Raw genomic sequence first — 25,098 nt, forward strand, 5'->3', positions numbered from 1 at the left:
GAACCCAAGATTTTATGGAAATAATATCAGTCACTTAGAGCGACTGGCGTCCCATAGGGGATTCGAACCCCTGTTGCCGCCGTGAGAGGGCAGAGAGAAAACGGCAATTTCAGACAGATGGGCGCAATTATGCACAACTGCGCGCTACATCAAAACGACGGAAAACAGCCCCGCGCAACTGTTTAAAGGTCCCACTGGACCACAACGGTTTTCCTGCATTCGATGGCCGCTTCAGGCCCTGGTCTACAGGACCACCGTGAGCGCTCGCCTCCCAATGTCCCATATAATTGAAGGTGAGAGATCGTGTACGAAGATAACGAAATGCGTGTTGAAATCCGTGCCCGACTGAAAGGCCGGATCCGCTACAATGTGACCACGGACCAGATCGAAGTGATGGTGGGTGAAGATGACGAACTTCTGCGCTGGGAGACCGTAAACCGTAGGACAATGTTTCAGCACCTTCCACAAACCGTCGTAGATCGACTTTGGGACATGCTTTGCGACGTGGCCGGAAGTGGAATTTACAAGGATGATCGTCTGGCCGGGGTGCAATTTCTTGGGCTCCATCGTGTCGTCGATCATCTCGAACGCGACAGTATTCGGATCGAGGAAATTCCTGTCCCGTCCCTGTCGTCGCCAGAGCCGACTGCGGTAACTCTGGCTGCGTTCCTGGCGGCGCGAGAAAGAACAACCTTGGCAGAAATCATGCAGAATGTGAGAGATGTGCCACCAGAGAAAGATCTGCTGGTCATTCTCAGAAACGCAGGGTGGGAATCGCGGAGGACTGCGACGGGACGCTTCTGGATGAAAGTCGTGGGATGAATAGATGAGTAATCGACGTCAGGCACGCCTGTCCTTCCCGCAGAGGCGTGCCTGACGAGGTTACAGGCAAAAAGAACGAAGAGTGAACGCATACTCAAGGACCAGTGCAAGGTGATTGCGCTTCCTGGGGGCGAGCCATAACCTGCTGCCATGACTCGAAATTCCTCTGAAAAGCCGAAGTCCCGAGCAGCAACAAAAGTCGGCACAACCGTCACGAAGGACAATCTGAAGGCGCTTGGTGCGGACCGGCTTGCGGATCTGCTCGTCGAACTGGCCGGGCAGGACGCCGCACTGACTCGTAAGCTTCGCATGGCGCTGACGGCGGTTCATGCGAAGGACAAACTCGGCAAGGAGATCGAAAAGAGGCTGCGCACGATCCAGCGTTCCCGTGGGTTCCTGCCCTGGGACCGGATCCGTCCTCTGGCAGCCGAGATCGATACCCTGCGGCAATCCATTCTTGACGACGTCGCTACCGCCGATGTCGGGCAGGCTATTTCAGCCATGCGGCTGCTCGTGGAGCTTGCCCCATCCGTCTACGAGCGCTCGGACGACAGTTCCGGTTATCTGTCGGACGTATTCCGGGAGGCCGCCTCTGATCTTGGCACTCTCTGGGGACGACAGGCTGGCCGGGATCCCGCCATCGTTGTCACAGACCTTCTCACGCTTCTCGATCATGACGGGTATGGCACTTGCGATCATCTGCTCACCTTGTGCGGCACGGCATTGGGTGAGTCGGGCGCGGTCATGCTCAGAACCATGCTCGTCAAACGACTGCGCGACCTTCCTGCGTCAAAGGAAAAGGAGGGCTATCATACCGACATCGCACGCATGCAGATCATCGGTCATTTGAGGGATCTGGCTGACGCCATGGGCGACGTCGATGCGTATATTGACGCTGTCAGCCTGAGTGATCGCCAGTCTGCCTATATCGGCGGCGTTGCGCGGCGTCTGATGGACAAGGGGCGGCATCGTGAGGCACTCGGATGGCTCGACCGGGAAACGGAGGAGGATTCCCGCTTTTACAGGGAAAACGACGATCTGCGGATTGATGCATACGAGGCCGTTGGAGACCGTGACCAAGCCCAGGCCCTGCGATGGAACGTCTTTCGGGAACGCCTGAGCCTGCCGCACTGGAAAGCCTATCAACGCCATCTCAGCGATTACGATGCGATTGACGCCGAAGAGGAGGCGCTTGATCACATCCGGAATTTTCCGAACAGAAGCGTTGCCCTCTCTACTCTGCTGGAATGGCCCGCGCTCGACGAAGCTGCCCGTCTCGTGCGGCATCATACAGCGGAACTGGACGGACGTGATTACGGGACACTACGCCCGGCAGCGGAACGTCTGTCTGAAGTCTATCCCAATGAGGCAACCCTGCTTTACCGCCTGCTGGTCGAGGCCGTGCTGGACAGGGCGCTTTCCCGTTACTACGCCTATGCCGCAAGGGATCTTGCGTCCTGTCGGCTGCTTGCGCCTATGTTGACCGAAGCAGATGGTATGGAAACCCACGAAGCCTTCATGATCCGGCTGAAGGCTGCCCATAAGCGCAAACTCGGATTCTGGTCCCTGATCGCCGAGCCGTGAGAGCGGGTATGGTGGACGTAATTTGTTGGTATCCGGCAAGATGTGGGATATACTGGAAAGATATCCCTCAAGGAGGCCGTGATGCTCACCCGTACGACGCTCTTCCTGTCCAATCGTTCCCAGGCCGTGCGCCTGCCCAAGGCGGTGGCATTTGACGTCAACCTCAAAGAAGTTGTGATCATTCCGGATGGCGCGCGTCGAATAATCGCGCCGGCAAATGCAGCCTGGGACGACTTCTTCGCCACTCCAGGCATTCAATTGCCTGAGCGTGATCAACCGAAGATGCAGGAACGCGAAAGCTTCTGATGCTTCGTTATCTTCTTGATACAAATTTTTGCATTCGTGTCCTGCGTGATCGTCCGCAAGGCGTACGCGAGCGTTTCAATGAGAACGCCGAGGCGCTCTGTATCTCGGATGTCGTGCTTTACGAACTTCTTTATGGAGCCGAAAAATCTCAGAATCTGACAAAGACGCGACGAGAGGTTGAACATTTCGCTGCGCGTCTGTCTGTTTTGTCGTTTGATGACGATGCCGCAGCCCATACAGCGGAAATCAGGGCTGACCTGGAAACGCGCGGCTGCGTCATTGGCCCTTACGATTTGATGATTGCCGGGCACGCCCGAAGCCGAGGGCTCGTTGTTGTGACTGGAAACCTGCGAGAATTTACGCGGGTAGATGGGTTGCGTTCTGAGGATTGGACGGCGGATTAGGGGGGAACCGGTCTGTCCGGTTCGGGATTATAATTTAAAACCCGGACATCTACTCGAAAGAGGAGGAAGATTAGACCCGGTTCGTCCAACGACATACAATTCATTTTTAAAGTGTTCAGGTGGGTGTGGAAAAGAAAAAATTCAGCTGCAAACACGGCGAAACTTACGGAGAGAAAGAGCAGAAATCTTATGCAGTGCCGGACGTGATTGCGAAAAGTGGGAAAGACGGCCCGCTTCTACCGTCTGGTTACCCAACCCCCAATTGATATAGGGGAAGAGAAGGCGCTTGTGTGTGGACTGCCAACAGCCATTAAGGGTAAAGCGGAGCGCCAGCCTCAGTATACCTCACGGCTGCGCTTCGCGTCCAGTTCCTTTCCGAGGTCGAATTTGTCGCCCCAAGCGGTAAACCAGTAATCGTTGGCAAACTGAACAGATGCGAGGCTTTCTGCAGTCAAACCAAAAATCTCGCCGATGATGCCCTTCGTGGTAGTGCTGATATAAGGACAGACCACGAGATCGAGCAGCATGATCAGTGTCTCCGCATCATTTGGACAATGAACCTTCATGTAATCGAGTTTGGCGATGATGTGCGCCTCTACGAAGACCTTCAACTTCCCATAACGAACCTTGTCTTTGATGTAGGACAGTAGGATCGTGATCGAAAAGTGATTCATAAAGCCCGATGGGCGAATATAATTCCCTGTACTCTCTTCCTCCTTGATCAGAAAATGCTCGAGAAGGACGGAAACCGGCAACCAATATTCTCGGCCGATCTGCGATAGGGAAATAAGCAGGTAGAGACTTTCGACCTCACGATGGACGCTCATTGTGTTTTTTTCGAGTTGTTGCATCACGTTATCGTGTACATACTTAAAGAACAGGTGTTTAAGCTCGTATGGTAGGCCCTGCGCCTGTAAGAAGCCCACAGAGGTTGTGATCATTCTACAGAGGCGGATTGTGTGATTGACCTTCGGGCTCGCTGAGTAAGCGAAAAAAGCGAACTCCACGATCGCGAGCAGGGCACTGGAGAGGCACTTACGATCGCGATCTGATTTGTCACTCGCCACATATGCTTTGAAGAGCTTCTCGATTTTATTCTCGGCTATGGCGAAGGTGTAGTTCAGTAGATCACCATAGTTGACGCCCGCCTCCTTGATGGCAGCCTTGTACCGGGTAATCAGACGGTTCGCGTTTATGGCGCAGACCAACTTTTGCTTTGGTGGCTCGGAGAGAGCGTCCAGCGGCTCCTTCTTACAGACCGGATCGATCTCGTCATTCAGAAGGGTCGATATACGTTCTTTGGCGATTGTAATTTCGGTGATAATTGGCTTCTGATAGTGCTTGATTTTAGCCGTATTGATGCTTAATTTTTTGGATCTGAGAATTTCTTGGAGTGTTTCGAATATCTTTAATTGCGCCGAATCTTCATTGTAGAAAACGAAGAAGTCATCCACATATCGGAAAATTTCGTAATCGATCTTGTGGATCAAATTTGCTCTCTCGGCCAGTTGCGTGATCAGTTCTGCATCAACTGACTGTAAAATGATCTCGGCGAAAATTCGGGAAAACTCTGGACCGATGACGATGCCGTTAGTCTCTTTGTGATTCAGATTTTGCATAAGGACATCGAATCTGCCCCCAAAGGTTCCCTTCGATTCCTCCAGACTGAATTTTGTCTGATCCTTGCCCAGAACAGCCCAAGGCAGCGAGTGAGTGTAGATGCTGTCAAAGCACTTGCTCACATCGATCTGCACCATCGCATCGTATTTTTTCTCGCTGCGATGATATTTATACGACTCAAAGAAGCGATGGATGTTCCGGTATTTCCGGTAAACGAAATAGGAGCCGAGTTGTTCGTACTCCCGGTCGTCCTCCTCCAGCCCCGCAACGGCATCGAGACGCTCTTCATGGAGCTTGTCCTTGAAGTAAGCATAGCGCGACACCGACACCGGACGGCGGATCGAGAACTCGCTAACAGACGTGTGGTATATGATCAACGCGCTGTGCGTTGCGTAGAAGCTTGCGACAGCGACCTGATTGCGCGGGTGGACGACGCTCAGCGTGCGTCCATCAAGGTTATGTGTGACACGGAAATTGAACGGGATGGTCGTCATCTGGCATTTGCCGATGGATACGGAACGGCGCGTTTTCTGCTTGCCCCATTCAGTTACAACCTCGGCCGCAATCACAGTCGTGGCCTTGATCCCGAACAGTAGCCGCATCGTGTGATCGAGATCGGTCGTCTCGCAAATCCAACGTAATTCGCCTTTTTCGATCTCAACGCTGTTGTCCCTCAAGAAACGATAATAGCCACGATTGGAGAATGTCGGAGGCACCTCGAACGGCAGCATGTCCGTAAGGACAGACCTTTGCTTTCGGTGGGTGAGCGAGACGCGGCGCTTAACCATGTTTCCACGCCCTCACGATCATCTGCAGCTCTTTCATACTGAAATTATGGTACCGGCGTTGTTGGAAGCCCGTGGTGAATTTGAGCTTTTTCAGCTGCTTTTGCAGGCTGGTCCGCTTGAGTTCGGCGATGCGGGTCTTGAGCCGCTTATCAAGGATTTCGAAGCTCGACAGGTCGGTCGCAATCGAGTTGTTGTAGTATATACCTGTAACTGCGCGTGACTTACTGTTGGAAAGGCGGGTGTTGCCCGTGAGGAATTTTATGCGCCCGACCAGCTTTCTAAATGCACCTCTCGGGTTGACCGGCTTCTCACGCCAATAGTCCGCGAACGCAGCATTCATTCGCGCGCGATATTTCGCTATCTTAGCCGCGCTCGGGCTGATTTCACACTGGCCCGGTTTAAGGTGAAAGCGATAACCTAGGTACTCGAATTTCTTCGGATCGGTGTTGGCCAGCGTGAATTCCGAGGTTTTTGTCGCGTTGTGCGTAAGCCCGTTGTCACCGAAGATCGTGATGATCAGTTCCTTGAACGAGCCAAGGTTTTTGCCAGCGGACGGTCGCGCAAACACGGCCATGATGTCATCGACAAACCGACAATACAGAACCAAGCCGGGGATCGCACGGATCGCCTTGTCCACTGGCCTCAGATACAGCTCAGCCAGGTATGCGCTAATGCCCACGCCACGGGGAACGCCGGTCGGCGTGCCAGAAATCAAACCGTATGAGTCCAACACCTGCTTGATGTATTTCTTTGACGTGGGGCTCAATAGCTGGTCTCGCTCCAGCTTCTCGACTAGGCGCTTGCGGTCGATGCTCTCATAAAATGACGAGATGTCAGTGCGGACCAGTTCGAAAGGAAAGTTGCTGTCGAGCATATCGCGAAGCTGGCAGACTAGGTCGTGACGGTTCGCCTGTTTAACACCGTAGATGCGATGGATGTTACGCTGGAGTTGCTTGATTACAAAGAAGGTCTCGGGCTCCGCGTCGATGCAGAAAACGGGCTTTCCCTTCGGCCCGGTCTTTTGGGAAAGGTTGATCTTGAAGCTCGACTTGAGGACCCGCTGGCTGATGTCATCCATCAGGGCATCTACAGCGGATGACTTAGCTGCCTTTGAGTCAGCTAGTTCGGCTTTTAATGCAAGCAGCTGTGCCTCGAAATCACCAGCCGCCAACGTGGCTTCGATTTTACGCAGATTACGAATCTCCTGCACTTTGTCACGTACAGCGAGCGTAAACGGATTGAGTGTCGGGAAATAGCGGGTTGCTAAGTCGACACCCTTGCGGTTCTCGGCATCGTAGATGCGACGGAAGTTCTCTGCGGTGAACATCTGGTCGAGCATCAGTTGTGCTTCATCCCAATTAATTCAGTTATGTGCACAATCGTCACCTAATTCATCAACACAATCACGGTCTTGAATATTTGAGGTTAATGCTAACCTGATAATTGTGGTTCGAATAGTCCAACATGAGGATATTTGATATGTTTGGAAGCCCACTATTAAACAGACATTCTAGCAGTCATTTCCAGACTGTTCGCCATGAGCAAATCAAATCGCTACGCAGTGTGTCTGAAATGTAGGCGTAAACTGACATCCCTCTCACCTCCCGCTTCCTGCCCATAGCGGTGCGAACTCCTCCGCCTGCCTGAGGATATTCTGCACCGCTTCATCCTGCATATCCGGCGGGTAGCCGTACTTTCGGAGCAGGCGTTTGACCGCCGTGCGCATCCGGGCGCGTGTCGGGGCCATGACGTTCCAGTCCACCGTCGCATTCTCCCGGATAGTCCTGACCAGGGCCGCCGCAATCACGCGCAGGCCCGGATCACCCATCGCTTCGCGGGCGCTGTCATTGCGTGCGAGCGCGTCATAAAACGCTACTTCTTCCGGCGTCAGGCCGAGTTCTTCACCCCGTAAACGGGCTGCCGCCATTTCATGGGCCAGACGGATCAGCTCATCCAGAATCTGCGCCGACGTCAGGGCATTGTTGTGATACCGCCCGACCGCCTGCTCAAGACGTGTCGAAAACGCCTCGGCTTCCGTCAGGTTGGACCGGCTGCGGCTGCGGATCTGACCTTCCAGCAGCTTTCGCAGCGCCTCGATCGCCAGATTGCGCTGGGGCATTTCCCGGACTTCCTGAAGAAAGCCGTCGGACAGGATGGAGATGTCCGGCCGACCAATCCCGGCCGCTTCCATGATGTCGATGATATCCGTGGACACCACCGCCCGGCTGACCAGTTGCCTGATCGCCAGTTCGCGCTCCTGCGGGCTCTTCCTGTCTGAATCATCCCCGCTCTGTTTCACCAGAGCCGCCCGCACGGCCTCGAAAAACCCAACCTCATCCCGCAAGGCCGCCGCCTGATCGCTGGCCGATGCCAGCGCAAAGGCGACCGAAAGCGCCTTCACCGCGTCAGGAAAGCGTTTCTGCGCCGCCTTGCGGGCCTCATCACTCGTCGCCTGCGCGGTCTCTCGCTGCTGCTGGCCCAGAACATGATCCAGCGCCCCGGCCATGATCGTGAGCTTCACCCTGGGAGACGTGCCGGGAACGAGGGCAGGACGGTAATCAAATCCGCCAGCCTGCCCCGGATTGAACATCGCCCGGACAATCTCATAGCGCTCCTGAAGAGCGCGGATCGCCTCGGCTTCATCAATGCCGACCTGCTCCCGGTCTCCCGCCGAATATTCGCCAAGCGCGGCCTTCAGGTTCTGCGCCAGACCGATATAGTCCACCACCAGACCGCCCGGCTTGCCTTTAAAAACCCGGTTCACGCGGGCAATGGCCTGCATCAGGCCGTGGCCACGCATGGGCTTGTCCACATACATCGTGTGCATGGACGGCACATCGAAACCCGTCAGCCACATGTCCCGGACGATCACCAGTTTCAGCGGATCGGCGTTGTCCTTCATGCGTTTGGCCAGCAATTCGCGTCGCGCCCTGGGGCGTTTGCCGATATGCGGCTGGAACCCGGCAGGATCGGACGAACTGCCCGTCATCACCACCTTGATGACGCCTTCGTTGTCATCGTCGCTGTGCCAGTCCGGACGCAGACGGACGATCTCGTCATAAAGCGCCACGCAGATGGCCCGGCTCATGCCGACGATCATGCCCTTGCCGTCCAGCGCCTCCAGCCGGTTTTCGAAATGCCGGACCAGATCTTCCGCAACGCGCTTCAGACGCGGCTCCGCGCCGACCAGCGCCTCAACCCGTGAGTATTTCTGGCTGAGCCTGTGCTCCTCGCTTTCCGACAACCCCTCGACGATCCCGGCCAGTTCGTCGTCAAGCTCTTCCCTGACGTCGTCATCCAGCTCGATGCGGACCAGACGGCTTTCGTAATAGATCGGGACCGTCGCGCCATCCTCCACCGCCTGTGCAATGTCATAGATGTCGATGTAATCACCAAAAATCGCGCGCGTGTTCACATCGGCTGTTTCAATCGGCGTTCCGGTAAAACCGATGAACGACGCATTGGGCAGCGCATCGCGCAGATGCTTGGCAAAACCGTAGGAGACCTTGCCCGTCTTCTGGTTGAACTTCGCTTCTAGCCCGTACTGGCTGCGATGCGCCTCGTCCGCCATGACCACGATGTTCCGGCGGTCCGTCAGCAGCGGCACGGTCTCCTCGTCGCCTTCGGGCTGGAACTTCTGCAACGTCGTGAAGATCACGCCACCAGATGCCCGCCGGAGTAGTTTGCGCAGATCGTCCCGGCTGTCCGCCTGTTCCGGTGTCTGGCGCAGAAGCGCCTGTGCGCCGGAGAATGTCGCGAACAACTGATCGTCCAGATCGTTGCGGTCGGTCAGAACGACAATCGTCGGATTTTCCATCTCCGGATGGCGGGCGATGACGCCAGCATAGAACGTCATCAGCAGGCTCTTGCCCGAGCCCTGCGTATGCCAGATGACGCCCGCCTTGCGGTCGCCACCCCGCGCCGTGGCCCGGACAGTCTGCGCCACGGCTTTGCGGCAGGCATGGAACTGATGATAGGCCGCCAGAATTTTGATCGGGTTGCCATTCATCTCCGTAAACAGCACGAAATCCCGCACCAGCGCGAGCAGCCAGCGCGGGGTGAACACACCGCGCAGCACGGTTTCCATTTCCTGATGGTTCTTCGCCACCAGTTCCTCGCCATCCACCGTGCGCCAGGGCATGAACCGGTCTCGATCCGCCGTCAGCGAGCCGACGCGGGCCTCGGCGCCGTCCGAGATCACCAGCACTTCGTTGAAGCGGAACAGGGACGGGATGAAGGCGCGATAGGTCTGGAACTGGTTCCAGGCGGACTCCAGCGTGGCGGTCTCGGAACTCGGGCTTTTCAGTTCGATGACGCCCAGAGGCAGCCCGTTGACGAACAGCACGAGATCGGGCCGCCGATTGGCCTCGTCCTTTTCCACCACGAACTGCCGCACGGCGAGGAAGTCGTTGCGTTCGGGATGGTCGAAATCAACCAGCCGTGCCCGGTCTCCGGATTGCGTACCGTCCTCGCGCACCACATCCACCGGCACGCCATCGACCAGATACCCATGTAAACGCCGGTTCTCGTCCACGACATCCGGCGTGTCTTCCCGGCGGAGAGCGAGCAGGGCTTCATCCCGCGCGGCCTGCGACAGATGCGGGTTCAGGCGATCAATGGCGGCCCGAAGTCGTCCGGTCAGAAGGACGTCCGATAACGAGGCGCGTTCGGGATTGGCGCCGCCGGGGGAAATCTCCGGCCCGGTCGTGATGGTGTAGCCGCATTCCCGCAGGATCTCGCAGGCCCAGTCCTCGATCTCGTTTTCGGACAGGAAACTCATAGCGCTTCCTCCACCATTTTTTCGGCGTCCTGAATGCGGATTGCGCCGGACATCAGTTTGGGGAGAAGGAGGTCGCGGAGTTGGGCGAGATGTTGGGTTTGGCTTACATTTTCCAAAATTTTCTGAAAAAATGGAGCGGCCATTTTCTCGTAACTCTGCGCTATTTCTTGGGAGGGGAGGTTTGCGGAAATAGATGAAAAGGTCTGACGCGTGATGGTATCAAATACCGATCCGTGAGTGTTATTTTTTATTTCACTAAGGCTATTCTTTATCGACTGATATACGAGATACTGGCCAATACCATTCGTGCCTCGCAGTCCGTAACATGATTGGTTCATAGTCATTGGACTGTGTGTCATCGCGAGTTTTCCTACGGTACCCCGTGCGGTAATAATCACGGTGTCCTCCGGCAAAATAGAGGCTGCGCTGTTATCAAGTCCGTCTTTTGTAATTTTCTTGGCGGTATCAAAAACGTAGATGTCACTGTCTGCCGGTGTATCAACGACAGAAAACCAAGGGATGTCTCCATTCCAGTAATCTGCAATTGACGTTTTAGGCGTTCCACCCGTGAGAATGGAAACGAACTCGCTAAAGGCCGCCGTCTTCCACCCCTCCGGCTTCCCCTCATCATCCAGCCTGTCGGGGAAAAGCGCCCAGATTTCGGGGGCGAGGTAAGGCGTTTGCCCGGCCATTTTTGCCTGTGTCGGACCGAAATCGACAAACCAGTCCCGAAACAACGCCCGCGCCATCGCCTCCAGCGTCTCGTTCGTCCGACGGTTGAGGTCGATCTTGTCGTCGAGGGCACCGAGGATGGCCAGAATTGCGTCTTGGCCTTCAATTGAGGGCAGCAAGAACTCAAGGGTGCGAGCTGAACCAACATTAAAATGCTGTTGGACAGCTCCTACGATGTGAGACGAGATGTGGTGGCCAGCAACTGAGTTGACGACGTAGCAGAGGAAGCGGGGCCTTACTCTCTCACTGCAACGCACAATGACGACGTCTGAGCAATTCGCCTCAAGAAGCCAGTCGGGGATGACCGCGCACGTTCCGGGCTTCCCGGTACGAACGATAACCACATCGCCAGGCCGTAAAGACGACTTCTGCAAACGCTTGTGGAAAGAGGGAGTTATAAACTTTACCCCGTCGCATTTTATGTTGAACGGTTCGATGTTTAATGAGCGTAGGAACGGAATTCCTTTATCTACATATTCACTGGCCATTGGGCCTACGTGTCCGACAGTCACCTCGTCTGCTACATCCGAGATTGTAACTTTTCTCCAAGTGGTCACTGTAAAACGATCCAAGAATGAGAAATTATACGTTTGAAATCTGCATCGGCCTGCGCCCAATCCAGCACATCGACCTTCCACGGCAGGTCAGACTCCGAAAACGCTTCTTCCAGCCGCGCCCGCGTCTCCAGCGGCAGCGGTTCATCGCCCATCACGGCCAGATCCAGATCAGAGAACGGCTTGGCCTTGCCCGTCACACGCGACCCGAACGCCCGCACTTCCCGGTCAGGCACAATTTCATTGAGAATACGCAGCACGATGGCTCGTTCCTCGGGCGTGATGTCGATCCGGTCCGTCACGCGGCCCGGTCTTTCAGGACAGCCAGCAGAAACGTCGCCTCGTCGATAAAGTCCGGGATCGTCGCCACGACCTGTTTTGCAGTGGCTTCGTTGTAGGTGTGGCTGGTCATGTTCCGCATCTTGCGAAACACGCTCCATTGCGGCCATGCGCTTTTGAGGAGACCGGCTTCATTGGCGGAGCGGATCAGGTCCGGAAAGCCCATGCGGTCATATTCTTCCGGAGAGGCCGCGTTGGCTTCCAGAAATCGCTTCAGGGTCTTGTGGCTGAGTTCATAGGTGAACTCGAAACGCTGGATCAGCCCATCGCGTAGCTGCTCATCATCAGGATGGGCAACATGCCGCGCCCAGCCTTCCTTCAGACGATCCAGCGCCCGTTCCAGTGGCGTGAGGTACAAGGTCATGAAGCCTCCTGCGGGACGATCAGCTTCAGGGACGCGGTGATTTTCGCGTTCAGTTCCTCGCCCTGTCGGAACTGATCCTGCAAGGTTTTCTCCAGCGCCGCGAATCGCTCGGTGAAAGGCACGCTGTCTTCTTCAGCCTCTTCTGCACCAACATAGCGGCCGGGTGTCAGGACGAAGCCGTGCTGCTCTACCTCGTCGAGCGTGACGGACTTGCAGAAGCCGGGGATGTTCTCATAGGGGGCCGCGTCCTTCTCGCCGCGCCAGGAATGGTAGGTGTCGGCGATGCGGGCGACGTCCGCATCCGTCAGTTCGCGGCGGGTGCGATCGACCATCGTGCCGAGCTTGCGGGCATCGATGAACAGCATCTCCCCGCGACGGTCGCGCCATCCTTTCGGGTTTTTGGTGCGGGTCAGGAACCAGAGGCAGGCCGGGATCTGGGTCGAATAGAAAAGCTGGCCGGGGAGGGCGACCATGCAGTCCACGGTGTCAGCCTCGACCATGCGGCGGCGGATCTCGCCTTCGCTGTTCTGGTTGGACGACATGGACCCGTTGGCCAGCACGACGCCTGCCGTCCCGTTCGGGGCGAGGTGCCACAGGATATGCTGGAGCCATGCATAGTTGGCATTGCCCGCAGGAGGCTTGCCATACTGCCAGCGCGGGTCTTCCTCCAGCGAGGCGTTCCACCAGTCCGAGATATTAAATGGCGGATTGGCCAGAATGGTATCGAAGCGCAGGTCCTTGAGTTCGTCCCGCAGGAAGCTGCCTTCGTTGTTCCAGCGGATGTCCGCGCCGATGCCCCGGACGGCGAGGTTCATTTTCGCCAGACGCCAGGTCGTGTGGTTGCTTTCCTGTCCATAGATGGCGATGTCACCCAGCTTACCTCCGTGGCTTTCCACAAACCGCTCTGACTGTACGAACATGCCGCCCGATCCGCAGCAGGGATCATAGACGCGGCCCTTGTAGGGTTCGAGCATGGAGACCAGCGTACGCACGACGCTGGACGGGGTGTAGAATTCGCCGCCGCGCTTGCCTTCCGCTCCCGCGAAGCCGCCGAGGAAGTATTCATAGACGCGCCCCAGCACGTCCCGGGCGTGATCCTCGCTGCCGCCCATGCCGATTTCGGAGATGAGGTCGATCAGTTCGCCCAGCATGACGCTGTCCAGCGCGGGGCGTCCGTAATCCTTGGGGAGAACGCCTTTCAGCTGCTCCGGGTTGGCCTGCTCGATCGCCAGCATGGCGTCATCAATCATCTTGCCAATGCTGGATGAGCGGGCATTGGCCTGAAGATGCGACCAGCGGGCGGTTTCCGGCACCCAGAAGATGTTCTCGGCCAGATATTCATCCGGGTCCTCGGCAGCGGCCGGATCATCGTGCAGGAGGATCTCGTGATACGCCTCGAACGCCGTGGAGATGTAGCGCAGGAAGATCAGCCCGAGCGTGACGTGCTTGTAGTCGGACGGTTCGAGGTTCTTGCGCAGCTTGTCGGCCGCCAGAAACATCTGCTGCTCGAAGCCGAGGGTGGCGGCTGTTGTCTTCGTTTTCGCCCGTGTTGTTTTCTTGGGAGCCGGAGGGGCATCCGGGTTCTTGCGGGGGCGACCACGGGGCATGGGAACAGGCTTTCAGGCTGACAGAACAGGTCGTTACAATCTGCCCGATCAGCCCTTTGGCGTCGAGGGTCGAAAGAAACCGCTCGGTAAGAGGTCCGGTTTCGGGGCGATGACGCCGTCATGACAGCGTCACTCGGAAGTCTGTTCCATCGCGCCTCCGACGTTCCCCGAGAGGCTGGAATGACGGGTGTCATGACGCCCGTCAGCATGGCGTCATACACCTGATGATGGTGTCTCCATGCGTCATCTCTGCCGTCATGACAGGTATCAGGCTATCCGTCATTGCTGTCATGAGTTCTGAAAAACGGCAGAAAACAGCCATTTTTCCTTTTTTCGGTGTGTCCCGGTTTTTGAGCGTGTGAGGGCACGCTACCTCAATTTCATACGCACCCTTCGGATGCATATGAAATTGAAGGGTTTTTTCTTCTTTATCGCGGCATTTTTGCGAAGCAAAAATCAGAGCCGCTCTTTTTCTCTGATTTCAGGTCTCTTGCACCTGCGGTGCGCCCTGCGGACGGGTGTGACGGTGTCATTTTTTCGGGCTGGGCGTTGTGAGGCGCATAACCCTAAATTCCCCAGAGGATTCTGTTCCCTGTTCCAGCGGGGTAGGGATTTTCTGAGAGGCAGGCGTCTCGTTCCTTCACAATCTGAACGAGAAAATCAATGTCTGATCGTGCAACTATTTCCTCCGCCGTGGAGGCGGATCTCATGCAGCTCGTGGCCCTGCACCGGCTGCTTGACTTTGCCATAAGCCAATCGCTCGAAGGCAATGCGGATGACCGTATTCTTGAGGGCATCGTCATCCTCACGCGGATGATCGGGCGCAAGGTCCGATGCGTGACCAGCAAGTTGCTGGATGGCGAGAGCTCCTGCTGCGACTGACGCTCTCCATTATCGCTCACACCCGTTTCTTCCCTCAACAGGCGCACTCATGTCGCGCCTGATTTCGTTTCATCAGGAAAATAAAACAATGTTCCGTTCTTCAGACGACCCCACGCCGTCCCGCTTTCATCCCACCGAGGCCGACCTCGTCACTTATCGGGATATGGCCCGTGTTCTCGGCGCCCCGCCGAACGAGGCTATCTGTCGTTATCTCGGAGCGACGGGCCAGCATCTCGTCTTTATCGGAGAGTCTGGTCAGCGCGACTGGGCCCGCGTCGATGCTCAGGCGAGGGCACGCTGGCCAGACCTGCCGCCCACGGGAACCACGGCATACGATGGCATGGTCCTGGAATCCCTGCCTGAACGTATCGTCTATCAAATCCTGCGTTCCATGGCGCTGCCCGACATGGAGATCGATCTTCACCAGCCGATCATGCCTGATGTTGGCCCCGAAAAAGCGGATCTGACGCTGCGACGTCGGGATGCCGTGTGTTTCATCGAAGTGATCGGCTGCTGCGGTGTGAACCGCATCACCCGCAACGACCATGAGCGCCGGGGGCTGGAGCGGTTCGAGCGACGCGAGGCTTTTTACCGTCGTGTGGGCATCCCTCCAGTCTCTATCTTCCTCGACCTGCTGGCTCGGCCGGAGGAACTGAAGGGGCTGTGCCGGTCGCTGGTCGAACGCCTCTCCGGTGACGCTCAGGCGGGATAAGCGCATCTGGCAGGAAGGTGATAATCCGGTATCCATCCCGGATTATGATTGCGCTCAGCTTGCGTCATCTTTAATGTGGTCACATAAGACCACTTTGCCGAGGACTGCTCCCATGCTGACGATCACACTGAGAGAGGCGAAGGCCGGTTTTTCTTCCCTGGTCGACAAGGCGCTTAAGGGCGAGTTCGTGACGATTACCCGTCACGGCAAGCCCGTGGCGGCTCTGGTTTCCATCGAAGCCGCAGATGCCGGACGCAGAGCCATGGGGCGGAAACGTCCCAGTCTGGCGTCTTATCTTCAAAGCTTTCCTGACGAGGTTCTGACGCGGAATGTGTCACCCTCCCGGGATGTGGATCTGTGAGAGGATACCTGCTCGACACCAATGTCATCTCAATGCTGTCACCTTCCCGGAATGAGGCATCAAAAGAATTTCTCGAGTGGCTGGAACGGATCGATGGACAGGGGCAACTCTACCTGTCGGTCGTGACGGTCCATGAAATCGAAAAGGGGATCAGTCTGCTTGAGCACAAGAGTGCAACATCTCGGGCGTCTGGCCTGAAAATCTGGCTTACCGGTCTGACCTCGACGTATGAGGACCGAATTGTTGGAATCGATGCTTCGGTTGCGACAGTCGCCGGGCGACTGGAAGCAGATGCCCTTGCGGCTGGACATAATCCCGGAGTGGCCGATGCGCTGATTGCTGGTACGGCAAAGGCGCATGACCTTCAGATCGTCACACGGAATCTGAAGCATTTCGCGCCTTTTGACGTCGCTGCCTGGTCCCCTGATGACGCTGTGACGGGTCACTGATCGAGCGGACCGTTCCTTCTCTCCGCAATCTTGCATTGGAAGCAGGGATCAGGACAGAAAACACGAACTGGGCTCATTTTTGTGAGATGAGCCTATTTCTTGCGCTGAAAATTGTATAGGCTGCCCGGACATTGGGGGGAGGATCAGAGTGTCAGGGTCGTTGGGGAAAGCGCATCAGAGTGCGATCAGGAATCAGGTCGGGGACGCGATCAGGCAGGCGCGGACGGATGCGGGCATGCGCCAGCCTGAGCTGGCAACAGCTCTTGGCGTGAGCGTAACGACCATCAGTGAGTGGGAATTGGGCAAGAAGCTCCCCTCTCTCGACCGGCGTGATCAGATTGCCCAGGTGCTTCATATCAATATCGACGAGTTGTGTCCGGATCTCGGGCACGTCGAAAAACTGACGCAGAACGACAAGATCCGGCTTGACCGAATTAATGTTGGTGGAAAGCCTCGTGTCGTCGCGTCAAAGCGAGATATGGTTGCAGATACGACAGATCAGAATATGACCGAGACCAAGTGTCAGGAGGATGACCGGCGGGATCTGTTTTTGATTCTTGGTGAGCTTCGCGGCTTTTTCGGGATGATGGCGGAAGAAGAACTGCGGATCACGAAGGAACTCGTGGAACTCGCGCGCGGCAGCGATAACGAGGAAATCGGCAGGATAGCTGAGGAAATCCAGGCGATTGGTACACGTCGCATGGCCAAACTCGATAACCTGATCGACTCCATAAAATAAGCTAATTGAGCTTATTATGTTGACATAGGCTTATGATGAGCCTACTCTCTCCATATGACGTCGATTCTGGCGCCACAGGAAAGGGGTTTGGACTATGAGGGCTCATGGCAAAATTTTGCCTTTCCAGGCGGCTGCTGCCGTTCTGAGGCTGCATCCCTCGACCTGTCGTCGCGCAATGTGGCGAGGGCTTCTGGTGGCCTGCCAGCGGAAGGATCGGTCGGATGCATGCTGATTCAGCACACCAAACGAGCGCAACAATACATGTGCCTGTCTTCTTAAGGGTGTCGGAGGCGGCGGCGCTTGTCCGGAGGCACCCTGAAACGCTGAGGCGCGCCATCCGCGAGGGGCGTCTGACGGCGTGGAGGCAGCCCGGATGCACACTTGTGTCAGTTGAAGCACTCATGGTCTTTATGGAGGGCTTCCTGTGCCCCGCTCGCGAAATGAAAAACCCCATCTCGAATCCCGGCGCGGGAAATGGTGTATCGTCTGGTGGGAAGCGGGAAAACGACGTCGACTTTCGACTGGCACAGCGGATGAAGCGGAGGGTCGGCGGGCTCTAGCCGATTTTGAGCGCCAACTGGAAAAAATTCCGCGAACGATGACCTTCGCTGAGGGCCTGAAGCGATACGTTGACAGCCGCCGGGGGAAGGTGTCGGCCATCAAGCGTCTGGAAGAAGCTGTCATTCCTCTGCATGAGAAACTCGGATATCTGCGAATTGACCAGATCAACCAGAGAGCATGGGACCGTTTTGCAGAGACGCGCTTCAAAAAGAAGGGCGGAAAATTGACGAACGAACTGGTTTCCCCTGGAACCTTGCGCCGTGAATTCAATGTGCTTCGCGCCAGCCTGCGCCGCGCATGGAAGGACGGCTTTCTCATGCGCCCTCCCGAGATTGAAGTCCCGCGTGACAGCGCGCCACGTGACAGATATCTAACGAAAACTGAAGCTAGGAAACTGCTTGATGCGTGTGAGACACCACACGTTCGGACGTTCATGGCTATTGCCATTTACACCGGAGCGCGCAAGGGATCGATCCTTGCGCTGACGTGGGACCGGGTGCATTGGCAAACGGGACTGATCGATTTTCAGGAGCCAGGCCGCATACTAACGGCCAAGAAACGTGCGGTGGTGCCGATGACCAGAGCGTTACGCGCAGAGATGGAAGAGGCTTTCAAACTCAGCGCCGGAGATTATGTGATCCACTGGCACGGCAAACCGATCCCCACGGGCCTTCGGTGGTCATTCAAAAAGGCTTGCGAGAGAGCGGGGCTGACATGGCGACCAACTCCCCACCATCTCAAACATAGTGTTGCATCGTGGCTGGCCATGGACGGAGTGCCGATTGATCAGGCAGCAGACTGGTTGGCCACTGATCCCGTCACCCTCCGGCGAGTCTATAGGAAGTTCGGTCCGTCGTACCTCAGGACCATTGCAGATGCTTTTGAACTTTAGTGGTCCATGTGGACCACTAAGCCACCTGTGGATAAGTAAAATTATCCAGCAAAATCAATGGCGTCCCATAGGGGAGATATCCCCAAATTACCTACAATATATTGTAGGTAAAAGGAAAATTACCACAACATCTTGTGTTATCCACAATGTATACTCTACATGTAACACACAAACCGAAAAACGGAAAGATTTTATAGAACGTCTTCAAGGTCGGCTTGCCTGCCGTGTTGAAACGTGGCTTCTTCAGTATCGTTGACGATTTGCCATATTGTTGAACGACTGGCGTTGAACTGTCTGGAAAGTTTTGTGTAGCTATCTCCAAGCCTGTGAAGCCTGCGGATAAGCGCCTTGTCTTTGGCTTTAAACCGCTCTTTTCGTCCGAGTTTCACACCGTCCCGCTTGGCTTTCTCAAGCCCGCACGTCACTCGCTGACGAATGTTCTCGCGTTCCAACTCCGCAACACCTGCTAGTATTGTGAACAGGAAACGCCCGAGACTGCCGTTTGTGTCGATACCTTCAGACAATGAGCGCACCGAAACACTGCGCTCTTTCAGGTCTTCGAGCAACTTGAGAAGATGGACGGTGGACCTGCCAAGCCTATCCAGTTTCCAGACTGTCACCGTGTCGCCACTTGTCAGCTTACTCAAAAGCTCATCAAGAGCGGGGCGGGAAGCCTTGGCTCCGCTGGCTTTATCCGTGAAAACCTTTGCACAGCCAGCGTTCGTCAGTGCATCAATCTGCATACCTTCGTTCTGGTCGCTGGTGCTGACTCGCGCATATCCGTAATTTGCCATGATAATACCCCCTTATATTGCCATTTATTGCCTTTCATTTTCGAACAGATTTACCGAACGCTACGCTGGTTAATTTCTGTTGTTATATTTATTATATCGCAACTGTTCGGAAAATTACAGTTTTTCGAACATAATAAGAATAAAAATTATCGTTTAAACTGTATAATATTGCTTTTCTCTTGTGGTCGCCTCTGTTCCTGCATCTCGTTCCACTCCGCGAATTGTTGACGTAATACCTCATCTAGCTTTTTGCTTTCTGTTTCAAGACGCATACGCTCAGATATTTCTCCGTGTATGCTTTCAATGCATGATTTCAGATCTGTCGCCTCATGATGGGAATATTCTGATGCTTCTCCTTTTTCTATTTTTCTTAATTCATGAGCAATAAGCCTATCTTCTTCTCTCTCTGATTTTTCCAGTTCTTTGATGTAGAAACCTGGGAATATGTTGGCCATTTCCTCGGCCATGAAGTCGCTGGAGTAGTGAGAAAGAAAAGCCTGAAAGTCTGAGAACTCTTGTGGTAAATTAAACTTTTTATGAAAATTAGCGTGTCTGCGATATGATGCACGGAACTGCACAAGAGCATTAAAGATAATGCTTCTCTGGTCACGTGGTCGCATTGTGTCAAAAGTGGCTTTATCAACTGGTGTCTCTATCCGTGGGTAGCTGACGGGCAACGGCTGGGCTTTTTGTTGCTTAATAGTGTATCCAAAGAGAAGCCTACAAATTGCATCAATGATGAGAGAAATTGCATCGTTATCAATAGATTTATTATATTTGTAAACTTCGCGGTTTTGAGCCTTTAGGTTTTTATAAACCCCGTCAAAATATTCCGCATCATCTGCTTTTATCTGCTTCAAGCGTGTCTTAATCTCATCAATATAATTATCATCGACAATACGAACGTGTGAAATATCGTGAAGCTCGATTGGTTTCAGTCCATTGATTTTTGCGATTGAGATAGCATTTTTAGCATTGCGCTGATTGCGTGTGTCTGTTGTTCTTGGTTCTTTAGTATCTGCTGAAGTGATTCCAATATCTGCTCTATTGGACTCTGTCCGTCGCCCGTTTCCTGAATCAGTTCGAGAATCTGGGCTGTTCCGCTGTGTGCTGAAGTCGCTTCTTCCAGTGTTTTCCGCTGTATCTCGATGCGCTGTTTCTGGGCTTCTATCTGCTGTGGTGAAAGCTTCTGTGTCTTCTGTGAATTCGTCTTTGTAGTCGTCGGTTGCTTTCGCACTTGCCCGTTTGATGAGTCCTGCCTTTTTGGCTGGTCTTGTGTTTTTTTCTTCATGAATCCGAACATTGTTAATCTCCTTTTCATATTGCGTGGCAAAATCGCCCTTCTTCATTTTTAAAAGTCTGTTAGCAGAACCGATTAAAGTTCCATTCTTTTCAATGATGTATGTGTCTTTTTTTGTTCCAACTTTGAGCGTAAAGCCTTCAGACTCAAGCCCTGAGACAAAGGCTTTTAATCCGTCTGATGCTTTCCAGATATTTTCTATTGTGGCTTTTTCTTGCGGTAGGTTTATGCCCTTCCGTTCGGCTTTTCTCTGTTGACTCACGCTGAAAGAAGCGGAAGGCAATTCGCCCTCTGCAAGATGCTGTATGGTTTGAGCTTCTGCGGTTTTTCCTTCTTTCTGAAGTGCGAAAAAGACCGCTTTATTATGTCGCCCCTGTATGATTGTCTGACCTGTTCGTATTTCGGAAAGCCTGCTTAATTTCTCGTTCCGTTTGTAGGAGTTACGGCAATCCAGTGCTCTGCGGGTGTTTCGATTATAATGCGGTGCAATCAAGTGCCAATGTATTGCACTATTATCTTTTTTACTGCGTGGCTTTTGATGTTCGACAATAACGGCATCATCAAGATTAAAGCCATACTCTTGTGCGATTTCTTCAAAATCTTTGCGTGCTTCGTCTCTCGATATTTCTTTATCGGGTGATATCTTGAAGTGATGAAAGCCGTATTTAAATCCAGCATTTTGGGCATCAAAAACCATGTCTTGCATAATGAACGGATTGCCCTGTAATGCGGTAATTCTCTCGTTTTTTGGGCCATTAAATATATGGTCTGCTGTGTCTGCGTGTCCGTTTTTTGATAATATTGGACCACCTTTTATTATCAAAGGCGTCCCCTCATCTCGTGGACCAGTTTACTTATTTGCTTTCGTGTCCGTGTGATTTCTCTTAGTTCCTCGCCAATTTCTTCTACTTGTCTTTGAGTATTCGCGTGTTTCGCAATCTGATTTATATTATTGCCTATCTTTGATAGTTCTAATTGTATTTTCTGTAGCTGGTTGCGGGTTTCGTCTCCGTATTTTCCGCATGATACAGATTCACGCATAAGCTGACGCATTAACGGCGCGATGCCATTATGTCCGAGTGCCTTGGCGTGCTGTTTCCAGCATAGTTTTTCTTCAGGTGATGACTTTATATAAAATCGCTCTGCGTATGTTGTCGGCATATTTTGCCCTCCTTAGTTCTGTTTTCTGTTTCCTTTCGGGGTCAACGGGGCGAAGCCCCTTGCCAGGTGGAGCGGGTTCACCCCGTTCCATGCCTGGCTCTATTGTAATCACGAAAATATGCAAAGCAGAACGAAGTAATATTTTCTTGATATATTTCTATAAAAATTGTATGTAATATCTAATTTTTTTATCTGGAGTGGGTGGCAATGTATAAAGTGTTATTTTCCTATACGGAAAGCGATAGTAGCCAGCCTGGAAACAAAGAAAGCATTTGGTTATCTTTGTCTTCTCGTGATGAGATGGAAGCAGAAAGAGTTATTAGAGCTAAGTTTCCTCAATACCAGGTGGTAAGAGTTGTTTCTATTAGTGAGTAGTAATCGTGAAGAAAATCCTATTTCTAATATACGGCATATTCCTTATTCCTTGTAGGGCATATGCAGATAATGGACCATTGCCCTCTATGTCATTGGATAGTTGCGAGGTGTTTTTAAGTGCATTTGAGAAAAATAAACAGATGGTTACACAATATCAAAATAGCTTGGGACCATTCAACTCTGTTTCGGATGTTGGGTATGGGGAATACATTGGATACTTAGAGGGGTTGATGGCTGGTCATAATCTTTATGGGTCTAAACCTATATGGAATACAGCTATAGGGAGTGATTCGACCTTGCTAAGGATGGTCTATAATTATTGTTCTTCTCACCCGGATGGCAACATAAAAAACGCTACAGATATGATAGTTAAACAGCTAGAAGACCATCCAAATATCCCTCATTGAAGCGGTAACTTATATCGGGATTTGGTTTGCACAGTGTGCAAAGTTCATTTCTAGAAGGGATATTTTTCTTTTAGGTCTATATTCTGTTGGGCGCATCCCTAGCGAGAATATAGAGTCCATATTATTTAGCCAGGCATGGAACGGGGTGAACCCGCTCCACCTGGCCAAGGTCTGCGACCTGTGGAACCGCTAAGAAACTGCACAATATGCAACCATGGTGGTGGTATTCCTGTTGTTATTTCGTTGTTGTTTGTTTTATTATAATATATCATTTTATAAGTCCTCCATTGGTTAATGTTTTGAGATGAAAGTGGGTAAAATATTTTTGGTGGTGGACCACGTATAAAAACAAAATAAAAATACGATACCTTTTTATTTATATATATCCGATGTTGTCTTTCCTTACTCGCTGTAAGAAAAACTCTGTTTTGGTAATTTTGTCTGTTTATTATGATTTTATTGACGGTAGAGACGATATTTTTTAATCTCTGAGCGTAATTATTTGTGAGTATATTTTTTATCTCGTTGAAACATCCGATATCGCTTAACGCACGATAATAACGTTTATTAACGATGTGGTGTTTGATGGTTTTTTGGCGGTTGAATGTTTTCAGCGTTTCGTTGCGTGGTGATGTTTCGAGCTTTTTTTTGAAGATGTTGTCCCAGGTTGTGACAATTCCTTTCTTGATTCCGAAGAAAGATATTTCAGAACTGGTTTTTATGGTTGAGATACGATTTTTATCATCATCAGCTACTGTGCATTTTATGATGTAATTCGTTATATTCTGTTCTGTGAACTTTCTGACGTGCTGTATATTTCTGTTATCTATGTTTGTTTTCTCGTTAATGTGTTTTTGGATGATATTGTGTGTTTGTTCCATATCGTCAAGTTTGACGAACATGAGTATATGAGTGTGTTTAATTCCTGTTTTATGCTCTTCGAGTGATTTTATACCGAAGTGTATGATGTTTGATTTGATTAGCTGTTTTCTGATTTTAGTGAGTTTGTAATTAATTTCGCATCTTGATAACCGTTTGCTATCTTGGTGTTTTTCGCTTGTTAATGTGAAGAATAGGGAAGAGAAATTATAGCGATGAGAGAAATCTATGATACCAGAAGCAATGGCTTTGTTTCGTTTTGATTTAGTGTATTTTCTGTAGTCGTTTGCTTCCATAAAATATTTTGGAATATTGTTTATTTTATTCTTGTAATTTTCGTAATTATCTATCATAATGAAATTGTTCCTAAGTTTGGTATCCTTATCACTTGGCGGTGGGTCTGGATATTCTGGTTAAAATAAAATAATAAAAAGGCATCATATAATGTGATGTCTTTTTATTATTGAACCGGAAAAATATGAAAACTCAAAGAAAAATGTAAATAGAGTGGGTATTTATCTCGCTATTCTTGTTGGTCCTTAGAATGCTCAATGGCTTCATGTATTATATCCCATGCTGGGATTCCTTTAAGAGAACTTTCAATCATGCGCCACAATATGATGGTTTCTATGGTTTCGGCATTGTCGAAATCATAATTTTCATAATCTTCTGGTTCAATCATTCCTGTTGTTGCTTTTACTTCTTTTATCCAGTGTCGAACGACTGTTTTATAAATTGTATAAATAGTAAGAATGTCGTCTATATAAACGCCTTTCTTTTTATCATCCAATATAATTTCATATAATTCGTGGGATATGTTGTTTTTCTCGTCATAATATCTGTTTATTGTATCGACATCTTCTTGGCTCATATATCCGAGTTCCAAAAAGAAGTATGTGCAAGCTCTGAAATCTTTACATGTATGCTTTCCATTCTCTAACTTTCCATATTTTTTTATAAGTTCCTTAAAATTGTTTCCTCTTATGAGGACAAGTTGGCCATTTACTCCTTTGAAATCTGATGCAAAGAAATGGTCAACCGTTGAAATTGCATATTTTTTAAATCGTTCAAGAATTATTGAAAATAAAGATGATATAATTAATGTATGGCGTATATCAGATGTATCATTCAGTATGGAATATAGCTTTAGGAATTTATCTTTGTATTCATCCATATTTTATGCTTTCTCTGTAGGTGGTTTTTTTGTATTCTAGAAGTTTATGTAAGAATATTGTTACAAAAGACCTCCTTGTGTATCAATCAATCCGCCAAGGAAGACGGGAAACTTCACTTTGTCGATGAACTGCTGAGCCACGGCTCTGGACAGGTTCGCGCCATAGCCAGCACCAACAGAGCCAGTCTCATGGCCAAAAATCTTGTTGATGATTTCCATGTTCAAATCAGAGACGCGAAGCATCTGACGAAAGCTGTGACGGAAGGAATACGCTACAAGGTTATTATCCGTCAGCCCGATATCCTGAAGATAGCGGTTAATCCGCTTTGACCAGCCTTCCGCTGTAATGGCTCCCTGAGATGGTTCCATCAGCATTCGTCCTGCACGTTTCTGTCTGTCCACATAATTCAGAAAGCCAAGGCTCTTTAACTGGGGCAGGACAGGAACAAGCCGTGGGCTGTTCTGTGTTTTCGTCCCAGCCTGTCGCAGGTCGAGGCAGAGGAGTCCTTCAA

The 25,098-nt window shown here is 51.9% G+C and carries 24 protein-coding genes; 11 read left to right on the plus strand and 13 right to left on the minus strand.

Going from position 1 to position 25,098, the window contains the following annotated elements; genetic code table 11:
• Window positions 1-321: 321 nt before the first annotated feature.
• The 4 genes from PWM43_RS14465 to vapC all read left to right on the plus strand — a co-directional run bounded on the left by PWM43_RS14465 (window position 322) and on the right by vapC (window position 3,116).
• Window positions 322-822, plus strand: a complete 501-nt coding sequence (locus tag PWM43_RS14465; RefSeq protein WP_289843201.1) for a hypothetical protein — start codon at window positions 322-324, stop codon at window positions 820-822.
• A 150-nt stretch (window positions 823-972) separates the two neighbouring features.
• A complete protein-coding gene (locus PWM43_RS14470; protein WP_289843202.1) occupies window positions 973-2,406 on the plus strand; it encodes a DUF6880 family protein in 1,434 nt (477 codons plus the stop codon).
• A gap of 81 nt (window positions 2,407-2,487) precedes the next feature.
• The gene (gene vapB / locus PWM43_RS14475) at window positions 2,488-2,712 is read left to right on the plus strand and encodes a type II toxin-antitoxin system VapB family antitoxin (RefSeq protein WP_289843203.1); all 225 of its coding nucleotides are present in this window, start codon (window positions 2,488-2,490) and stop codon (window positions 2,710-2,712) included.
• Window positions 2,712-3,116 (plus strand): type II toxin-antitoxin system tRNA(fMet)-specific endonuclease VapC, encoded by a 405-nt coding sequence (gene vapC, locus PWM43_RS14480; protein ID WP_289843204.1) that lies wholly within the window; start codon window positions 2,712-2,714, stop codon window positions 3,114-3,116. The genes vapB and vapC overlap by 1 nt, the downstream gene beginning before the upstream one ends.
• 335 nt (window positions 3,117-3,451) lie before the next feature.
• Here vapC and drt3b read toward each other — a convergent pair whose 3' ends face one another.
• The 7 genes from drt3b to PWM43_RS14515 form a co-directional block, all read right to left on the minus strand.
• Window positions 3,452-5,524: an antiviral reverse transcriptase Drt3b gene (gene drt3b / locus PWM43_RS14485; protein WP_289843205.1), complete on the minus strand. Its 2,073-nt coding sequence runs from the start codon at window positions 5,522-5,524 to the stop codon at window positions 3,452-3,454.
• On the minus strand, window positions 5,517-6,863 hold the full coding sequence (gene drt3a / locus PWM43_RS14490) for an antiviral reverse transcriptase Drt3a (protein WP_289843206.1): 1,347 nt from the start codon (window positions 6,861-6,863) through the stop codon (window positions 5,517-5,519). Before drt3a ends, drt3b begins: the two co-directional genes overlap by 8 nt.
• Window positions 6,864-7,121: 258 nt before the next feature.
• Window positions 7,122-10,304 carry a type I restriction endonuclease subunit R gene (locus PWM43_RS14495; protein ID WP_289843207.1) on the minus strand — a complete coding sequence of 1,061 codons (3,183 nt, stop codon included), beginning with the start codon at window positions 10,302-10,304 and terminating at the stop codon, window positions 7,122-7,124.
• A complete protein-coding gene (locus PWM43_RS14500; protein WP_317134996.1) occupies window positions 10,301-11,674 on the minus strand; it encodes a restriction endonuclease subunit S in 1,374 nt (457 codons plus the stop codon). The genes PWM43_RS14495 and PWM43_RS14500 overlap by 4 nt, the downstream gene beginning before the upstream one ends.
• A complete protein-coding gene (locus PWM43_RS14505; protein WP_289843209.1) occupies window positions 11,590-11,892 on the minus strand; it encodes a nucleotidyltransferase family protein in 303 nt (100 codons plus the stop codon). The genes PWM43_RS14500 and PWM43_RS14505 overlap by 85 nt, the downstream gene beginning before the upstream one ends.
• A complete protein-coding gene (locus PWM43_RS14510) occupies window positions 11,889-12,293 on the minus strand; it encodes a nucleotidyltransferase substrate binding protein (RefSeq protein WP_289843210.1) in 405 nt (134 codons plus the stop codon). Before PWM43_RS14510 ends, PWM43_RS14505 begins: the two co-directional genes overlap by 4 nt.
• Window positions 12,290-13,900, minus strand: a complete 1,611-nt coding sequence (locus PWM43_RS14515) for a class I SAM-dependent DNA methyltransferase (protein ID WP_289843211.1) — start codon at window positions 13,898-13,900, stop codon at window positions 12,290-12,292. The genes PWM43_RS14510 and PWM43_RS14515 overlap by 4 nt, the downstream gene beginning before the upstream one ends.
• Before the next feature lie 663 nt (window positions 13,901-14,563).
• On the opposite strand from PWM43_RS14515, the gene PWM43_RS14520 reads away from it, so the two are divergent.
• The 7 genes from PWM43_RS14520 (at window position 14,564) to PWM43_RS14545 (ending at window position 18,496) form a co-directional block, all read left to right on the plus strand.
• Window positions 14,564-14,782 (plus strand): hypothetical protein, encoded by a 219-nt coding sequence (locus tag PWM43_RS14520; protein ID WP_289843212.1) that lies wholly within the window; start codon window positions 14,564-14,566, stop codon window positions 14,780-14,782.
• Between the two features lie 88 nt (window positions 14,783-14,870).
• Window positions 14,871-15,494: a hypothetical protein gene (locus tag PWM43_RS14525; protein WP_289843213.1), complete on the plus strand. Its 624-nt coding sequence runs from the start codon at window positions 14,871-14,873 to the stop codon at window positions 15,492-15,494.
• A 112-nt stretch (window positions 15,495-15,606) separates the two neighbouring features.
• The gene (locus PWM43_RS14530; RefSeq protein ID WP_289843214.1) at window positions 15,607-15,855 is read left to right on the plus strand and encodes a type II toxin-antitoxin system Phd/YefM family antitoxin; all 249 of its coding nucleotides are present in this window, start codon (window positions 15,607-15,609) and stop codon (window positions 15,853-15,855) included.
• Window positions 15,852-16,304 (plus strand): type II toxin-antitoxin system VapC family toxin, encoded by a 453-nt coding sequence (locus tag PWM43_RS14535; RefSeq protein WP_289843215.1) that lies wholly within the window; start codon window positions 15,852-15,854, stop codon window positions 16,302-16,304. Before PWM43_RS14530 ends, PWM43_RS14535 begins: the two co-directional genes overlap by 4 nt.
• A gap of 148 nt (window positions 16,305-16,452) precedes the next feature.
• Window positions 16,453-17,043, plus strand: coding sequence for a helix-turn-helix domain-containing protein (locus PWM43_RS14540; protein WP_289843216.1), 591 nt, complete (start codon window positions 16,453-16,455; stop codon window positions 17,041-17,043).
• A gap of 221 nt (window positions 17,044-17,264) precedes the next feature.
• Window positions 17,265-17,603 carry a helix-turn-helix domain-containing protein gene (locus PWM43_RS15470; protein WP_394356096.1) on the plus strand — a complete coding sequence of 113 codons (339 nt, stop codon included), beginning with the start codon at window positions 17,265-17,267 and terminating at the stop codon, window positions 17,601-17,603.
• Between the two features lie 38 nt (window positions 17,604-17,641).
• Entirely contained in the window at window positions 17,642-18,496 is an 855-nt protein-coding gene (locus tag PWM43_RS14545) for a tyrosine-type recombinase/integrase (RefSeq protein WP_289843217.1), read from the plus strand.
• A gap of 191 nt (window positions 18,497-18,687) precedes the next feature.
• On the opposite strand, the gene PWM43_RS14550 is transcribed toward PWM43_RS14545, so the two are convergent.
• The 6 genes from PWM43_RS14550 to PWM43_RS14575 all read right to left on the minus strand — a co-directional run.
• Window positions 18,688-19,290: a recombinase family protein gene (locus tag PWM43_RS14550; RefSeq protein ID WP_289843218.1), complete on the minus strand. Its 603-nt coding sequence runs from the start codon at window positions 19,288-19,290 to the stop codon at window positions 18,688-18,690.
• Between the two features lie 146 nt (window positions 19,291-19,436).
• Window positions 19,437-21,413, minus strand: a complete 1,977-nt coding sequence (locus PWM43_RS14555; protein ID WP_289843219.1) for a relaxase/mobilization nuclease domain-containing protein — start codon at window positions 21,411-21,413, stop codon at window positions 19,437-19,439.
• The gene (locus PWM43_RS14560; protein WP_289843220.1) at window positions 21,410-21,751 is read right to left on the minus strand and encodes a MobC family plasmid mobilization relaxosome protein; all 342 of its coding nucleotides are present in this window, start codon (window positions 21,749-21,751) and stop codon (window positions 21,410-21,412) included. The genes PWM43_RS14555 and PWM43_RS14560 overlap by 4 nt, the downstream gene beginning before the upstream one ends.
• A 907-nt stretch (window positions 21,752-22,658) precedes the next feature.
• Window positions 22,659-23,765 carry a hypothetical protein gene (locus tag PWM43_RS14565; protein WP_289843221.1) on the minus strand — a complete coding sequence of 369 codons (1,107 nt, stop codon included), beginning with the start codon at window positions 23,763-23,765 and terminating at the stop codon, window positions 22,659-22,661.
• Window positions 23,766-23,935: 170 nt separating this feature from the next.
• Window positions 23,936-24,586 (minus strand): hypothetical protein, encoded by a 651-nt coding sequence (locus PWM43_RS14570; RefSeq protein ID WP_289843222.1) that lies wholly within the window; start codon window positions 24,584-24,586, stop codon window positions 23,936-23,938.
• A gap of 60 nt (window positions 24,587-24,646) precedes the next feature.
• The coding region (locus PWM43_RS14575; RefSeq protein WP_456304638.1) for a hypothetical protein at window positions 24,647-25,098 on the minus strand (452 nt) is incomplete at its 5' end.

The sequence above is a fragment of the Brytella acorum genome, assembly GCF_029309905.1.
Taxonomy (GTDB): domain Bacteria; phylum Pseudomonadota; class Alphaproteobacteria; order Acetobacterales; family Acetobacteraceae; genus Brytella; species Brytella acorum.

What these genes read in the sequence shown, in the direction of transcription:
- PWM43_RS14560 (WP_289843220.1), bottom strand. Translation starts at nt 21,751, where the DNA reads ATGCCGACAACATACGCAGAGCGATTTTATATAAAGTCATCACCTGAA.
- drt3a (WP_289843206.1), bottom strand. Translation starts at nt 6,863, where the DNA reads ATGCTCGACCAGATGTTCACCGCAGAGAACTTCCGTCGCATCTACGAT.
- PWM43_RS14510 (WP_289843210.1), bottom strand. Translation starts at nt 12,293, where the DNA reads ATGACCTTGTACCTCACGCCACTGGAACGGGCGCTGGATCGTCTGAAG.
- PWM43_RS14465 (WP_289843201.1), top strand. Translation starts at nt 322, where the DNA reads ATGCGTGTTGAAATCCGTGCCCGACTGAAAGGCCGGATCCGCTACAAT.
- vapC (WP_289843204.1), top strand. Translation starts at nt 2,712, where the DNA reads ATGCTTCGTTATCTTCTTGATACAAATTTTTGCATTCGTGTCCTGCGT.
- PWM43_RS14525 (WP_289843213.1), top strand. Translation starts at nt 14,871, where the DNA reads ATGTTCCGTTCTTCAGACGACCCCACGCCGTCCCGCTTTCATCCCACC.
- PWM43_RS14520 (WP_289843212.1), top strand. Translation starts at nt 14,564, where the DNA reads ATGTCTGATCGTGCAACTATTTCCTCCGCCGTGGAGGCGGATCTCATG.
- drt3b (WP_289843205.1), bottom strand. Translation starts at nt 5,524, where the DNA reads ATGGTTAAGCGCCGCGTCTCGCTCACCCACCGAAAGCAAAGGTCTGTC.
- PWM43_RS14495 (WP_289843207.1), bottom strand. Translation starts at nt 10,304, where the DNA reads ATGAGTTTCCTGTCCGAAAACGAGATCGAGGACTGGGCCTGCGAGATC.
- PWM43_RS14550 (WP_289843218.1), bottom strand. Translation starts at nt 19,290, where the DNA reads ATGGCAAATTACGGATATGCGCGAGTCAGCACCAGCGACCAGAACGAA.
- PWM43_RS14470 (WP_289843202.1), top strand. Translation starts at nt 973, where the DNA reads ATGACTCGAAATTCCTCTGAAAAGCCGAAGTCCCGAGCAGCAACAAAA.
- PWM43_RS14565 (WP_289843221.1), bottom strand. Translation starts at nt 23,765, where the DNA reads ATGATAGATAATTACGAAAATTACAAGAATAAAATAAACAATATTCCA.
- vapB (WP_289843203.1), top strand. Translation starts at nt 2,488, where the DNA reads ATGCTCACCCGTACGACGCTCTTCCTGTCCAATCGTTCCCAGGCCGTG.
- PWM43_RS14530 (WP_289843214.1), top strand. Translation starts at nt 15,607, where the DNA reads ATGCTGACGATCACACTGAGAGAGGCGAAGGCCGGTTTTTCTTCCCTG.
- PWM43_RS14570 (WP_289843222.1), bottom strand. Translation starts at nt 24,586, where the DNA reads ATGGATGAATACAAAGATAAATTCCTAAAGCTATATTCCATACTGAAT.
- PWM43_RS14515 (WP_289843211.1), bottom strand. Translation starts at nt 13,900, where the DNA reads ATGCCCCGTGGTCGCCCCCGCAAGAACCCGGATGCCCCTCCGGCTCCC.
- PWM43_RS14545 (WP_289843217.1), top strand. Translation starts at nt 17,642, where the DNA reads ATGACCTTCGCTGAGGGCCTGAAGCGATACGTTGACAGCCGCCGGGGG.
- PWM43_RS15470 (WP_394356096.1), top strand. Translation starts at nt 17,265, where the DNA reads ATGCATGCTGATTCAGCACACCAAACGAGCGCAACAATACATGTGCCT.